This is a genomic window from Kitasatospora sp. NPDC001527, from assembly GCF_040298605.1.
Classification (GTDB): Bacteria; Actinomycetota; Actinomycetes; order Streptomycetales; family Streptomycetaceae; genus Kitasatospora.
Genome location: NZ_JBEPAM010000055.1, coordinates 1 through 13,725 on the forward strand (window position 1 = coordinate 1; position 13,725 = coordinate 13,725).

Genomic DNA, 13,725 nt, shown 5'->3' on the forward strand with positions numbered 1-13,725 from the left:
CGCTGTTGAGTTCTCAAGGAACGGACGCTTCCATCAGGCGGCTTTCACACCGGCCCTCCGGGCGCTTCGTTCTTTCGTGTTTCCAGCTTATCAGACGTTTTCCGCTCCGTTTTCCGGAGTTTCATTCATCGGACTTCGCTTTCCGCTTGTCCCCGCTCTCTCGCGGCGACTCCGGAACTGTACGGGGACGGGGCCGCCACATGCAAATCGCCCCCGCCCGGCGGTCCGGGCGGGGGCGATCGGCGAGCTCGGGGACGCGCTCAGCGGACCTCGGTGATCTCCGGGCCGCGGGCGAACGGGTCGAGCGCGGCACCGCCGAAGCGGTTGTCGCCCTCGCCGGCGGCCGCGACGGCGCCACCGCCGTCGGCGACCATCTGGGCGTCCTCGGGGAGCTTCAGCACGATCGGGTCGCGGGGCGCCATCGGGCTCTCACCGCGGACGACGACCGTCTGCCGGAAGACCTGCTCCAGGACCCCGCCCATCTCGGGCTGGACGGCGGCCTGGCCGGAGATCACACCGCGGAGGAACCAGCGCGGGCCGTCGCAGCCGACGAAGCGCACCAGCTGCACACCCTGGGTGCCGTCCGGCAGCTGGACCGGGACCTGGGCGCGGAGGTGCCAGCCCAGCGGGCCCTCCTCCTCCTCGACGAGGCCACCCTGCGAGGTGATGCCGGTGGCGATCTCCTCGCGGACCTCGCCCCAGATGCCCTCCGACTTGGGGGCCGCGAAGGCCTGCAGCTGGACGGCGCTGTTCCCGAGGACCAGGGTGGCGGCCACGATCGCGTCGCCGGCCACCTCCACCCGGAGCTCCATGCCCTCGACGCCGGGGACCAGCAGACCCCCGAGGTCCACGCGGCCCTCCTCCGGGTTCTCCAGCTCGGAGTGGTCCCACGGTCCGTCCGGACGCGGGGCCGGCGGCAGGCCGACCCGGTCCGCCGGGTCCAGATCGGTCACGTTCTCGCTCTCGGCGGAACCTTCGACGTCATCGGCCGTCTCGTCGGCGCTGATGGCGTCGTCGGCGAGCTGCTCGACAGCGTCCTCGCTCTTCTGGCGACGACGGAACACGGTCACTGTCCTTCCCGGTCCAAGACCGATGCGAATACCTGCTCGGCTTCCTGCGAGGCCGCGGGCAGCCTAGACCGCGGCGTGGCCGCCGGTCGACCCGAACCCGCCCTCGGCACGCGCTGACCCCGGCAGCTCTGCCACCTCGTGGAAACGGGCCTTCTCGACCTGCTGGATCACCAGCTGGGCGATCCGGTCCCCTCGGCGGAAGCTGACGCCCTCGCGCGGGTCCAGATTGACGACGATCACCTTGATCTCTCCACGGTACCCGGCATCGACCGTCCCTGGGGCGTTCACCAGAGCAACACCGCAACGAGCTGCCAGTCCCGAGCGGGGGTGGACGAACGCGGCGTAGCCGTCGGGCAACGCGATGGCGATGCCGGTGGGCAGCACGGCCCGCTCCCCGGGGGCCAGTTCGGCGTCGACGGTGGTCCGCAGGTCGGCGCCGGCGTCGCCGGGCTGCGCGTACGCGGGCAGCGGCAGCTCGGGGTCGATCCGCCGGATCAGGACGTCGAGGGGCTCACGGGGGGTCGTGCTCAAGGGTTCACCTCAAAGGCTCGGGCGCGCTTCATCAGGTCGGGGTCGTCGAGGACCTTCTCGATGTCCTCGGGACGACCGTGCTTGGTGAAGTGTTCCAGCTTCACCTGGATGAAGAGTGCCTGCGCACGCACCGCGACCGGCCCGTCCGGCCCGCCGATCCGTGCCTCGGCGGCGCTGTAGATCTTCCGGCCGTGCACGCCGGTGATCCAGGCGCGCAGGTGCAGGGTGGAACCGACCGGCACCGGGGAGAGGAAGTCGGTCTCCAGCCGGCCGGTGACGGCGGGGGCGTGCAGCAGCCAGCTCAGCGCGCCCAGGGTCTCGTCCATGGCGGTGGTCAGCAGGCCGCCGTGGGCCAGGCCGGGGCCGCCCTGGTGCTCCGGGCGGACGGTGAACTCGGCGGTGACGTCGAGGCCCTCGCCGGCCACCGCGTCGATCCGCAGGCCGCCGGGGTGCTGCGGGCCGCAGCCGAAGCACTGCTCGTAGTGGGAGCCGAGCCGGGTGCCGGGGGCGGGGGCCCCGGGGGCGCGCGGCGGGAGGACGGCCTCCGGCGGCGGCGTGGTGGGGGTCGTGGGGGCGGTGGGCGCGGTGGGGGCAGTCGAACCGGTCACGCCGCCCCACCCTACCGACCGGTAGCCACGCCCGGGACGGGGGTTGCGTCCCGCCGCCGCCGTCACGGCGCCCACAATGGGGGGCATGTACGACGAACGCCTCACCGTGCCGCGCTCCTGGTGGCTGTTCCCGGTCCTGATCGGCCTCACCCTCGCGCTGATCCTGCTGCGCTTCAGCGCGGTGGGCGCGCTGGTCGGGCTGGTGGTCGGCATCGCCGCCGGCACCGCCGCGATCAGCAGTTACGGCTCGGCCCGGATCCGGGTGGTCCAGGGCTCGCTGGTGGCCGGCCCGGCCCGGATCCCGGTGGACGCCCTCGGCGCCGCCCAGGCGCTCGCCCCGGCGGAGGCCGCCGCCTGGCGCGGGCCCAAGGCCGACCCGCGGGCCTTCATGCTGCTGCGCAGCTACGTGCCGACCGCGCTGCGGGTCGAGGTGAGCGATCCGACGGACCCGACGCCGTACCTCTATCTCTCGACCCGCTCGCCGATGAAGCTGGCGGAGGCCCTGGACGAGGCCCGGCGCACCGCCCGCACCTGAGGGACCCGGCCGGGCGGCCCCGGGCGGAGCAGGACACGAGACCACAAGGAGAGGGACGGTACCGCCTGGGCGGTACCGTCCCTTCGCGTCTCTGGGAAACGCGTTCCATCCGACCGTATGACTGGTGCGTCCGTCGTGACGGACGCCGGAGCTGCCGTCCGGCCCCGCTGCCCGGGGCCGGAAGGGGCGTCGCACCGGTCTCGCGGACATCGCGAGGTCCGAGTCATGACCGCCCTGGTCCTCAGGCGCCGCAGTCCCGGCAGATCGGGTTGCCGTTCTTCTCGCTGTACAGCTGGCTGCGGTGGTGGACCAGGAAGCAGCTCATGCAGGTGAACTCGTCGGCCTGCCGCGGCAGCACCCGGACGGAGAGCTCCTCGTTCGAGAGGTCCGCGCCGGGAAGCTCCATGCCCTCGGCGGCCTCGAACTCGTCGACGTCGACCGAGCTGCCGCCCTTGTCGTTCCTGCGGGCCTTGAGCTCCTCGATGCTGTCCTCGTTGAGCTCGTCATCGGTCTTGCGTGGGGTGTCGTAGTCGGTAGCCATTTTTCGCTCTCCCCCTCCGGGTTGTGCGGTGTGTGCGGTATCTCCAGCGCACGTAACGCATGGGGGGTCGGTCTTGTGCCCGACCCGAGGCGGAGATTTTGCCTTACTTCAAGCCCCGTTACTCAATCGACACTCAGCCAGAGGTCCGTTGGGGTGATCCACTCGGGCGTTCGGGGCCTCACGCTGGGCCATCTCGACGGCGCGCGAGCGCCCGAATAGTGGACACGCTCCGTAAGCGAAGCTCCTCGCTGCACCCGCCAATTCCCTTGCCCACCAGGGCGGGGAGCCAATCCTCCGATCCGCCTCCGATCGCCGTCCCACTCACGGACGGCGATCGGAGGGCTCGACCGCATGATCACTCTCCGGCGTCATCCGGACTCGTGGAGCGACACGGTGTGACCTTGGTCACGTTCGCCGACGCCCCGGGCAAACCGTGGAAAATCCGCCCAAGCCCTACGCCTGCTTGCGGGCCGCGCGGCGGGCCAGCAGCGCCGCCTGGCGCTCCTCGAACTTGGTCGCCTGGGCGTCCAGCCCGTCGAGGAAGGCACCGAGCTCCTGCTGGGCCTGCGCGCCCTCGGGGCCGAGGCCGGCCAGGTCCATGATCCTGAGGTGGCGCAGCACCGGCTGGAGCACGTCGTCGTGGTGAATGCGCAGGTTGTAGACGCCGCCGATGGCGATCTGGGCGGCGGCCCGCTCGAAGCCGGGGATGCCGTGGCCGGGCATCCGGAAGTTGGTCACCACCTCGGCGACCGCGCGCATGGCCTGGTCCGGGGCGATCTCCAGGGCGGCCTTCAGCAGGTTCCGGTAGAAGACCATGTGCAGGTTCTCGTCGTTGGCGATCTTCGCGAGGAGCTGGTCCGCCAGCGGGCAGCCGGCGAAGTGGCCGGTGTTGCGGTGCGCGATGCGGGTGGCGAGCTCCTGGAAGGCCACGTAGGCGACCGAGTGCAGCATGCTGTGCGCGTTGTCGGACTCGAAGCCGTCCGACATGTGGGCCATCCGGGCCCGCTCCAGCTCGTTCGGGTCGACGGCCCGGGTGGTGAGCAGGTAGTCGCGGATGGCTATGCCGTGCCGCCCCTCCTCGGCGGTCCAGCGGTGGACCCACTCCCCCCAGGCGCCCTCGCGGCCGAACATGGTCGCGATCTCGTGGTGGTAGCTGGGGAGGTTGTCCTCGGTGAGCAGGTTGACCACGAGCGAGACCCGGCCGAGCGGGGTCACCTTGGAGTGCCCGGACTCCCAGGCCTCGCCGCCCAGCACGCCGTCGAAGTCGCGGCCCTGGCTCCACGGGACGTACTCGTGCGGCATCCACTCCTTGGCGACCCTGAGGTGCCGGTCGAGCTCCTTCTCGACGACCTCCTCCAGGGCCAGGATCAGCCGCGTGTCGGTCCAGGCACTCGAACCGAGCGAGGTGCTGTGCTGCACGGGGGCGATGGTCACGGGGCTGGCTCCTGGGGGACGGCACGCGCGGGACGGGCGCGCTGGACGGGTACGCCAAAGTCCGTTCGGACGGCACTTACGGTCGCGTAGGTTACGACACCGTAAGTTGATCGGGCCGGAAATGACAAGCCGCCCCCGCCAGGCCTTATGTCGTCTTGACAGGCCCGGCGGGGGCGGCCGGGAACGGTCGGCGCACGGACTTCGCGGAGCCGGACAGCGCAGCGGCCCCGCCCCGGCCCCGAGAAGGGCCGTGACGGGGCCGCTGAGGCCCTGGGAGGCCTGCCCGGAGGGGCAGGGGCTTCCGGCGTGTCCGGGGGCGCTCACCCGCCCGGGATGCGCACCCGCATGGTGAGGCCGCCGCCGGCGCGCGGGGTGGCCTCGATGGTGCCGTTGTGCGCCCGGACCACCGAGCGGACGATCGACAGGCCGAGGCCGACGCCCTTGTCGCTGCGGGTCCGGTCGGCGCCCTTGACGCGGCGGAACGGCTCGAAGATGTGCTCCAGCTCGTAGCCGGGCACCACCGGGCCGGTGTTGGAGACCACCAGCTCGCCGCCGCCGGGCACCGGGGCGGTGGTGATCTCCACCCAGCCGTCCGGGGCGTTGTACCGGACGGCGTTCTGCAGCAGGTTGAGCGCGATCCGCTCCAGCAGGACGCCGTTGCCCGAGACGGTCGCCGGGTGCAGCGAGGCGCGCAGGTCGACCTCGCGCTTGGCCGCCTCGGCGCGGGTCTGCTCCAGGGCCCGGGTGGCGACCTCGGAGAGCTCCAGCGGGCGGCGGTCGGTCAGCGCGTTGTCGCTGCGGGCCAGCAGCAGCAGGCCCTCGACCAGCTGCTCGCTGCGCTCGTTGGTGGCCAGCAGGGTCTTGCCGAGCTGCTGGAGGTCGGGCGAGGCCTGCGGATCGGAGAGCTGGACCTCCAGCAGGGTGCGGTTGATCGCCAGCGGGGTGCGCAGCTCGTGCGAGGCGTTGGCGACGAAGCGGCGCTGGGAGTCGAAGGAGCGGTCGAGGCGCTCCAGCATGTCGTCGAAGGTGTCGGCCAGCTCCTTGAGCTCGTCGTCCGGGCCGTCCAGCTCGATCCGCCGGTGCAGGTCGGAGGAGGCCACCTCGCGGGCGGTGCGGGTGATCCGGCCGAGCGGGCGCAGCACCCGGCCGGCCATCGCGTAGCCGGCCGCGAAGGCGATCACGGCGAGGCAGACCAGCATGGTGAGCGACTTGCGCAGCAGCGTGTTGAGCGCGGTGTCCGACTTCCTGGTGTGGCTGTCGGCCAGGAACTGGTTGAACTGGTCGGTGCTCATCCAGACGCCGTTCACCCGGGCGCCCGAGGGCCCGAAGTCGAAGGGCGGCGGCTGGACGTCCCGCAGGGCCTGCTTGACGAAGACGTACATCAGCAGCAGCAGCACCACGCCGGCCATCAGGAACATCCCGCCGTAGAGCAGGGTGAGCCGGATCCGGATGGTGGGTCGGAACGGCAGCCAGGCGAGCATGCCGTCACCGGGCACGTAGGTGTCGTGCGAGGAGTGCAGCCGGGGGGCGCGCGGCGGGTGGGCCGGCTTCGGCGGTACGGGCCGGTCGGGCACGGCGCGCCCGCCGGAGGGCGCGCCGGAGGGCCCGCCGGCCGGGGGCGGGGTGGTCATGATGGTCCTCTCGGGGCGTCCGCCGGGGCGGGCGCGTGGTGGGGGCCGGGATCCGGGCGGGACCGCGGATTCCGGTCGGAGCCGCGGCGTCCGGTCAGATCCGGTAGCCGGAACCCGGGACGGTGACGATCACCGGCGGGTCGCCGAGCTTGCGGCGCAGCGTCATCACGGTGACGCGCACGACGTTGGTGAACGGGTCGGTGTGCTCGTCCCAGGCCTTCTCCAGCAGTTGCTCGGCGGAGACGACGGCACCGCCGGCCCGCATCAGCACCTCCAGGACGGCGAACTCCTTGGGGGCGAGCTGGACGGGGCGGCCGTCGCGGATCACCTCGCGGCGGCCCGGGTCGAGCGAGATGCCGGCCCGCTCCAGGACGGGCGGCAGCGGGACGGTGGCGCGGCGGCCCAGGGCGCGGACCCGGGCGACGAGTTCGCTGAAGGCGAACGGCTTCGGAAGGTAGTCGTCCGCTCCGATCTCCAGGCCCTCGACCCGGTCGCTGATGTCGCCGGAGGCGGTCAGCATGATGACCCGGGTGGCCAGCCCCTGGTCGACCACGCTGCGGCAGACGTCGTCACCGTGGACCAGCGGCAGGTCGCGGTCGAGCACGACCACGTCGTAGTCGTTGACCGCGATGCGCTGGAGCGCGGCCTCCCCGTCGTAGACCACGTCGACGGCCATCGCCTCGCGGCGCAGACCGGTGGCCACTGCCTCGGCGAGCAACTGCTCGTCCTCGACGACGAGAACCCGCACGGTGGTTGTCCCTTCTCCAGGCCGGCCCCGGAAGCGGACGCACGGCTCCGACGGTGCCTCCATCCTGCCTGGTCCTGCGGTAAAGCAGCGATAAGCTGCCCCCCGGGCACGGCCGCCCGCGGTCGGCGCCGGGCGCGGGCATCCGCGGTTCGTGGCGCAAGCAGTCCGCTTGGACTGTGACGCGGGCAACTTTCTTCCGCCGGGAGGTTTCCCGGCCCCCGGGGCGGGGAGGACATCCGCACACCCGCGATCCGGTTTCTGAGCCGATCGCACCCACCCGCCGTGCGTTCATCCGCGCCGGCCCTGGGGCTGGGGCGTCACCGGGAGCGGCCGAGGGCCGTCTCCGCGCCCGACCGGAGATCTTCACCGCCCGGATCGGACGCTTCCGCTGGCAACCGTCACCCCTGGGCGGGGAGCGCACGACCGTGCACGTCCGACACAGTAAGGGGGCCCGTATGGACGCCTTCACCGCCGGAATCCTGCAGCGCATCGCCAACGCCGAGCAGGACCTGCACCGCGCGATCGAGGCCGGGGACGAGTTCCTCGCCGAGGTGGAACAGTCCGAGCTGGACGATCTGCGCCGTCTCGCCGCCGAGCACGGCGTGGACACGGTGCTGGAGCGCCACCGCAGCGCCGCCTGATCCGAGCCCGACCCGTCGCCGGCTCTCCGGCACCAGCGGCCCTGTGGGGGCCGTGCGAAACCCAGGCCCTGGCATCCCCCGTGTGTCAGGGCTCTTCGTCGCCCGGAGCGGCCCGAGAAGGCCCGCCGTCCCGACCGCACCGGCGGTCGGGACGGCGGGCCTTTCCCTGTGTCCGGTCCGCCCGGGCGCTCAGTCGGCCCAGGCCTTCAGGGCGGCCAGCCGCTCCTGGAGCGGCTCGTAGACGCCGGGGGCGGCGGCCACCGTCAGCACGCCGTCCGGGCCCTGCCCGGGGCGGCCGCCGACCAGGGCGCCGGCCTCGGCCGCGATCAGGCAGCCGGCCGCGCGGTCCCAGGGGGCCAGCCCGCGCTCGTAGTAGCCGTCCAGTCGGCCGGCGGCGACGTCGCAGAGGTCCACGGCGGCGGCGCCGGCCCGGCGGATGTCGCGCACCTCGGGCATCAGCCCGAGCACCACCTCGGCCTGCCGGACCCGCACCTCGCGGACGTAGGCGAAGCCGGTGCCGATCAGCGCCTGGCCCCACGGCGGGGCCGGGCGGGCCGACAGCGGCCGGCCGTCCACCCGGGCGCCGCGGCCGAGCACGGCGTGGAACAGCTCGCCGCGCGCCGGGGCGTACACCACACCGACCACCGCGCGCCCGTCCAGCTCGGCGGCCACGCTGACCGCCCAGGAGGGCAGGCCGTAGAGGTAGTTGACGGTGCCGTCGAGCGGGTCGACGACCCAGCGCACCCCGCTGGTGCCGGGCCGCTCGGCGCCCTCCTCGCCCAGGTAGCCGTCCTCGGGGCGGCGGGCGGTGATCAGCTCCAGGACGAGCTTCTCGGAGGCCAGGTCCATCTCGGTGACCACGTCGACCGGGCTGCTCTTGGTGCCGGCGACACCGAGGTCGGCGGGCCGGCCCTCCAGCAGCAGGGTGCCGGCCCGGCGGGCGGCGTCCAGGGCGACGTCGAGCAGCTCGTCGAGCAGGGCGGGGTCGGGCACGGCGGGGCTGGACACGGGTTCTCCTCCGGGGGCGGAACGGGTCAGCGCTCGGCGGCGGCCGGGCGCGGGGCGCGCGGGTTGGGGCAGCAGGCCACGGCGCAGACGTCGTGGCCCGGGCCGAGCGTGCCGAGGGCGCAGCGGGTCACCGGCGCGCCGCGCTCGGCGGCGGCCCGCTCCAGGACGAGTTCGCGCACGGCGGCGGTGAACCGGGGGTCGGCGCCGACGGTGGCGGCCCGGGCGACCGGCAGGCCGAGTTCGGCGGCCTTGGCCACCGCCTCGGTGTCCAGGTCGTACTTGACCTCCATGTGGTCGGAGACGAAGCCGATCGGGACCATCACCACGGCCGGGGCCCCCTCGGCGTGCTGCGCCTCCAGGTGGTCGCAGATGTCGGGCTCCAGCCAGGGGACGTGCGGGGCGCCGCTGCGGCTCTGGTAGACCAGCTCCCAGGGGCGGTCGGCGACCCCGGTGCGCTCGGCGACGGCGGCGGCGACCAGCCGGGCCACGTCCAGGTGCTGGGCGACGTAGGCGCCGCCGGGGCGGCCGCGGGCCGGGTCGTCGGGGGCGCCGGAGGTCTCGGCCATGCTGTCCGGGATCGAGTGGGTGGTGAACGCCAGCCGGGCGCCGGCCCGGACCTCCTCGGGCAGCCGGCCCAGGGCGGCCACGGTGGCGTCGATCATCGGCTCGACGAAGCCGGGGTGGTTGTAGAAGTGGCGCAGCTTGTCGACCCGCAGCTCCGGCAGGCCCTCGGCGGCCAGCGCGGCCAGCGCGTCGGCGAGGTTCTCCCGGTACTGGCGGCAGCCGGAGTAGCCGGCGTAGGCGCTGGTGGCCAGGACGGCGATCCGGCGGTGCCCGTCGGCGGCGATCTCGCGCAGGGTGTCGACCAGGTAGGGCGCCCAGTTCCGGTTGCCCCAGTACACCGGCAGGTCGAGGCCGTGCTCGGCGAAGTCCGCGCGCAGCGCCGCCAGCAGCGCGCGGTTCTGCCCGTTGATCGGGCTGACGCCGCCGAACAGGAAGTAGTGCTTGCCGACCTCCTGGAGCCGTTCCTTCGGGATCCCGCGGCCCCGGGTGACGTTCTCCAGGAACGGGACGACGTCCTCGGGGGCCTCGGGCCCGCCGAAGGAGAGCAGCAGCAGGGCGTCGTACGGAGCGGCGCCGGTGGCGGATGGGTTGCGCGCGTCGGACATGGCACCGATCCTGCCACCGGGAACAGGGAGGCCGGTGCCGGGGCTGCACGCAGTGCCCGGAAAAATACCGTTTGCCAAGGTTCGTAAGCTGTCTTTGCCAGCAACGTTCCTTACCCCCTGCGGAGCCCCCGTGCTGTCCAGCTACCGCCAGATCTTCGCCGCGCCCGGCAGTCTGGCCTTCTCCTCCACCGGGTTCATATCCCGGCTGCCGATCTCCATGACGGGGATCGGCATCGTCACCATGCTCTCCCAGCTGCGCGGCTCCTTCGGCGTCGCCGGTCTGGTGTCGGCGACGATGGCGGTGTCCGCGGCGATCCTGGGACCGCAGGTCTCCCGGCTGGTGGACCGGCACGGGCAGCGCCGGGTCGTCCTGCCGGCCACCGCGGCCACCGTGGTCGCCGCCGTCGGCCTGCTGCTGTGCGCCCGGTTCGAGGCGCCGGTCTGGACGCTGTTCGTGTTCGCGGCCGGGATGGGCGTCATGCCGAGCACCGGCGCGATGGTGCGGGCCCGCTGGGCGCACCTGTACCGGGACGAGACGCCGAGGCTGCACACCGCCTACTCCTTCGAGGCGGTGGTCGACGAGATCTGCTTCATCGTCGGCCCGATCCTCTCGGTGACGCTGGCCACCGCGGTCTTCCCGGAGGCGGGCGTGCTGCTCGCCGGCGTCTTCCTGGCGGTGGGCGTGGCCCTGTTCGCCGCCCAGCGCTCCACCGAGCCGCCGGTCCATCCGGCCGCCCGGCAGGTCGGCAGCCCGGTGATCCTCAACCGGGGGCTCCAGGTGCTCATCCTGACCTTCGTGGCCACCGGCGCGATCTTCGGCTCCGTCGAGGTGGTCACCGTGGCGTACGCCAAGGCCCAGCACCACGACGCGGTCTCCGGGGTGATCCTGGCGCTCTGGGCGCTCGGCTCCTGCCTGGCCGGCGTGGTCTTCGGCACGCTCAAGCTGACCGGCTCGATGGCCGTGCGCTTCCTCGGCGGCGTGGTGTTCATGGCGCTCAGCATGGTCCCGCTGCTGCTGGTCGCCGAGTCGGTGAGCGGCGTCGGCGGCCTGGTGGCGATCGGCGGCGCGCTGCTGATCGCGGGCATCGCCATCTCCCCCACCCTGATCACCGCGATGGGCCTGGTCGAGCGGATGGTCCCAGCGGCGCAGCTGACCGAGGGCATGACCTGGACCACCACCGGGCTGGCGCTCGGCGTGGCGGCCGGCTCCTCGGCCGGCGGCTGGGTGATCGACGCGGCCGGTGCCGCGGCCGGCTACTGGGTGCCGGTGGCCGCCGGGGTCTTCGGCGTGCTGGCCGCGTTCGCCGGGCTCGGCCGGCTCCGGACCGGACTGGCCGCCGAGGAGGTCGCCGAACCGTCGGCCGTCACCGTGGACCTCGAACGGTGACCTGACTTACCCTCCTCCCTACCCGTGGCCTACCCGCGGGTAGGGACCGAGGTGAGCCGACGCCGTTCGGCCACGGAGCAGGAGGCGCCGCAATGCCCCAGGCCAGTACCGCGACCCGCACCCGCTGGACGAACTGGGCGGGCAACCAGAGCACCGTGCCCGCCCGGGTGGTCACCCCCGGCACGGCGCAGGAGCTGGCCAAGGAGATCCTGCGCGCCGGCGACCAGGGCCGGACCGTCAAGGCCGTCGGCTCCGGCCACTCGTTCACCGCGATCGCCTCCGCCGGGGACGGCGTGCTCGTCCGCCCGCACGCGCTGACCGCCGTCCGGGAGATCGACCGGGAGAACGGCACGGTCACCGTCGAGGCCGGGCTGCCGCTGCACCGCCTCAACCGGCTGCTCGCCGCCTCGGGCCTCTCGCTCACCAACATGGGCGACATCGAGGTGCAGACCGTGGCCGGCGCCACCAGCACCGGCACCCACGGCACCGGCCGGGACTCCGGCGCGCTCGCCACCCAGATCCGCGGCCTGGAGATCGTGCTCGCCGACGGCGGCATCCGCCGCTGCTCCCCCACCGAGGACCCGCGGCTCTTCGAGGCCGCCCGGCTCGGCCTCGGCGCGCTCGGCGTGATCACCGCGCTCACCCTCGCCGTGGAGCCGGCCTTCCTTCTCACCGCGCACGAGCAGCCGATGCGCTTCGACGAGGTGCTGGAGCGGCTGGACGACCTCACCGCGGTCAACGAGCACTTCGAGTTCTACTGGTTCCCGCACACCGACCGCTGCTCCACCAAGCGGAACAACCGCAGCCAGGGGCCGGCCGCGCCGCTGCCCCGGTTCAAGGAGTGGCTGGAGGACGACTTCCTGTCCAACACCGTCTGGGAGGGCGCCTGCCGGGTCGGCCGCCGCTTCCCCGGCTCGGTGCCCGCCATCGCCGCGCTCGCCAGCCGCGCCTGGTCGGACCGCAGCTACACCGACACCGCGTACCGGGTGTTCACCAGTCCCCGCAAGGTGCGCTTCATCGAGATGGAGTACGCGGTGCCGCGCGCGGCGGTCGGCGAGGTGCTGCGCGAGCTGCGGGCGATGATCGAGCGCTCCGACTGGCGGGTCAGCTTCCCGGTCGAGGTGCGGTTCGCGCCGGCCGACGACGTCTGGCTCTCCACCGCACACGGCCGGGACACCGCCTACATCGCCGTTCACCTCTACCGGGGCACCGCCGAGCAGGGGTACTTCACCGGGGTCGAGCGGCTGATGACCGCGCACCAGGGCCGCCCGCACTGGGGCAAGCTGCACACCCGGGACGCCGAGTACCTCGCCGGGGTCTACCCGCGCTTCGCCGACTTCACCGCGCTGCGCGACGAGTTGGACCCGGACCGCCGCTTCGGCAACGACTACCTGCGCCGGGTGCTCGGCGCCTAACCCTGCGGCTGACCCTGCGCCTGCCCCGTCGGGGCGGCCGGGGCGGCCGGGGCCGCGGGCGGCTCGGCGGCGGTGGTCGGGGCCGGCGGCCTGGGCGTCGCGGCGCCGGAGGGCTTCGCGGCCCCGTCCCCGGCCGGCGCGGAGGGCTCGGCGGACGCGGCGGGCGCGGACGGCTCGCCGGTGGGGCGCGCGGAGGGCGGGGCGGAGGGCGACGCGCCCGGCCCCGTACCGGAACCGGCCGACGGGGAGGCCGACGGCCCGCCGCCCTCCCCGTCCGGACGGGCGCCGGGACTCGGCCGCCCGGAGGCGCCGTCGTCCCGGCCGGCCGACGGCGAGGGCACCGAGGACGGTCCGGAGGAGGATCCGGAGGACGGCGCGGAGGACGGAGCGTCACCCGGTGGGACGGTCGGTTTCCGGTCGACCCGGCCACCGATCGAGGTACCGGTGCCCGACTCGCCCTTGACCGTCGCCGACACCGGCTGCCCGGTCGCCAGCTCGAAGGCCAGGATCGGCACCATCGCGAGGGTGAAGACCAGCGCCGACACCGCCGCGAAGGACTTCCAGGTCCACCGCCGACGCGCCCGGACCGTCTGCGGGGCGCTCCACGGGGTGGAGAGCGCCGGCTCCGCCGCGGTGACCGGCTCCGGGGCCTGCCGCAGTCCGTTCGCCAACTGCCCCGGCCCGCCGGTCCGGTCCACGGCGCCGCGCAGCTGCTCGCCGGTGCGCTTGAAGAGGTGCTGGAACACCGCGCTGCCGGTGGTCGCGCCGATGCTCACCACCGCCGCGCCGAGAATGGTGCCGTACACCCCGAGTTCGGACGCCAGCACCGCCCCCACCACGGTCGCCAGCGCGCTTGCGGCGACCTGAGCCACACTCAGATCAATTCGCCTGCGACCTTCCCCGGCTCCGTCCTGGTCGGGCTTCACCTGCGGCATCAACATCCCTCGCGTCAGTACGACTGTCCTTCGAACAAGTCACTCCATCTTGCCCAAAGAAGGACACAAGGG

14 protein-coding genes are annotated in these 13,725 nt (G+C 73.5%); 4 read left to right on the plus strand and 10 right to left on the minus strand.

Annotated features, from left to right (window positions below):
- Window positions 1-260: 260 nt before the first annotated feature.
- The 3 genes from ABT238_RS33045 to ABT238_RS33055 form a co-directional block, all read right to left on the minus strand.
- A complete protein-coding gene (locus ABT238_RS33045) occupies window positions 261-1,064 on the minus strand; it encodes a DUF3710 domain-containing protein (RefSeq protein WP_350572405.1) in 804 nt (267 codons plus the stop codon).
- Window positions 1,065-1,133: 69 nt separating this feature from the next.
- Window positions 1,134-1,601 carry a dUTP diphosphatase gene (dut, locus tag ABT238_RS33050; protein ID WP_350572406.1) on the minus strand — a complete coding sequence of 156 codons (468 nt, stop codon included), beginning with the start codon at window positions 1,599-1,601 and terminating at the stop codon, window positions 1,134-1,136.
- Window positions 1,598-2,209: a PaaI family thioesterase gene (locus ABT238_RS33055; RefSeq protein WP_350802586.1), complete on the minus strand. Its 612-nt coding sequence runs from the start codon at window positions 2,207-2,209 to the stop codon at window positions 1,598-1,600. The genes dut and ABT238_RS33055 overlap by 4 nt, the downstream gene beginning before the upstream one ends.
- Before the next feature lie 85 nt (window positions 2,210-2,294).
- On the opposite strand from ABT238_RS33055, the gene ABT238_RS33060 reads away from it, so the two are divergent.
- On the plus strand, window positions 2,295-2,744 hold the full coding sequence (locus ABT238_RS33060) for a DUF3093 domain-containing protein (RefSeq protein ID WP_502884426.1): 450 nt from the start codon (window positions 2,295-2,297) through the stop codon (window positions 2,742-2,744).
- Between the two features lie 241 nt (window positions 2,745-2,985).
- Here ABT238_RS33060 and ABT238_RS33065 read toward each other — a convergent pair whose 3' ends face one another.
- The 4 genes from ABT238_RS33065 to ABT238_RS33080 all read right to left on the minus strand — a co-directional run bounded on the left by ABT238_RS33065 (window position 2,986) and on the right by ABT238_RS33080 (window position 7,098).
- Window positions 2,986-3,285 (minus strand): DUF4193 domain-containing protein, encoded by a 300-nt coding sequence (locus tag ABT238_RS33065; protein WP_327681335.1) that lies wholly within the window; start codon window positions 3,283-3,285, stop codon window positions 2,986-2,988.
- Window positions 3,286-3,738: 453 nt separating this feature from the next.
- A complete protein-coding gene (locus ABT238_RS33070; protein WP_350572409.1) occupies window positions 3,739-4,719 on the minus strand; it encodes an acyl-ACP desaturase in 981 nt (326 codons plus the stop codon).
- A gap of 320 nt (window positions 4,720-5,039) precedes the next feature.
- A complete protein-coding gene (locus tag ABT238_RS33075) occupies window positions 5,040-6,350 on the minus strand; it encodes a sensor histidine kinase (RefSeq protein WP_350572410.1) in 1,311 nt (436 codons plus the stop codon).
- Between the two features lie 94 nt (window positions 6,351-6,444).
- The gene (locus tag ABT238_RS33080) at window positions 6,445-7,098 is read right to left on the minus strand and encodes a response regulator transcription factor (protein ID WP_148642660.1); all 654 of its coding nucleotides are present in this window, start codon (window positions 7,096-7,098) and stop codon (window positions 6,445-6,447) included.
- A gap of 455 nt (window positions 7,099-7,553) precedes the next feature.
- Between ABT238_RS33080 and ABT238_RS33085 the strand changes: the two genes are divergently transcribed.
- Entirely contained in the window at window positions 7,554-7,739 is a 186-nt protein-coding gene (locus tag ABT238_RS33085; RefSeq protein WP_329489896.1) for a hypothetical protein, read from the plus strand.
- A gap of 189 nt (window positions 7,740-7,928) precedes the next feature.
- Here ABT238_RS33085 and ABT238_RS33090 read toward each other — a convergent pair whose 3' ends face one another.
- Together ABT238_RS33090 and ABT238_RS33095 are read right to left on the minus strand one after the other, a co-directional pair.
- Window positions 7,929-8,732, minus strand: coding sequence for an inositol monophosphatase family protein (locus ABT238_RS33090; RefSeq protein WP_350564872.1), 804 nt, complete (start codon window positions 8,730-8,732; stop codon window positions 7,929-7,931).
- A 41-nt stretch (window positions 8,733-8,773) separates the two neighbouring features.
- A complete protein-coding gene (locus ABT238_RS33095) occupies window positions 8,774-9,916 on the minus strand; it encodes a ferrochelatase (RefSeq protein WP_350564862.1) in 1,143 nt (380 codons plus the stop codon).
- Between the two features lie 130 nt (window positions 9,917-10,046).
- Here ABT238_RS33095 and ABT238_RS33100 point away from each other — a divergent pair, with 130 nt between their 5' ends.
- Window positions 10,047-11,303 (plus strand): MFS transporter, encoded by a 1,257-nt coding sequence (locus ABT238_RS33100; protein ID WP_350564860.1) that lies wholly within the window; start codon window positions 10,047-10,049, stop codon window positions 11,301-11,303.
- A 92-nt stretch (window positions 11,304-11,395) separates the two neighbouring features.
- Window positions 11,396-12,718, plus strand: a complete 1,323-nt coding sequence (locus tag ABT238_RS33105; protein ID WP_350564858.1) for a D-arabinono-1,4-lactone oxidase — start codon at window positions 11,396-11,398, stop codon at window positions 12,716-12,718.
- Here ABT238_RS33105 and ABT238_RS33110 read toward each other — a convergent pair.
- Window positions 12,715-13,590, minus strand: a complete 876-nt coding sequence (locus ABT238_RS33110) for a hypothetical protein (protein ID WP_350802612.1) — start codon at window positions 13,588-13,590, stop codon at window positions 12,715-12,717. The two genes, ABT238_RS33105 and ABT238_RS33110, sit on opposite strands and share 4 nt — an antisense overlap.
- Between the last annotated feature and the right edge of the window lie 135 nt (window positions 13,591-13,725).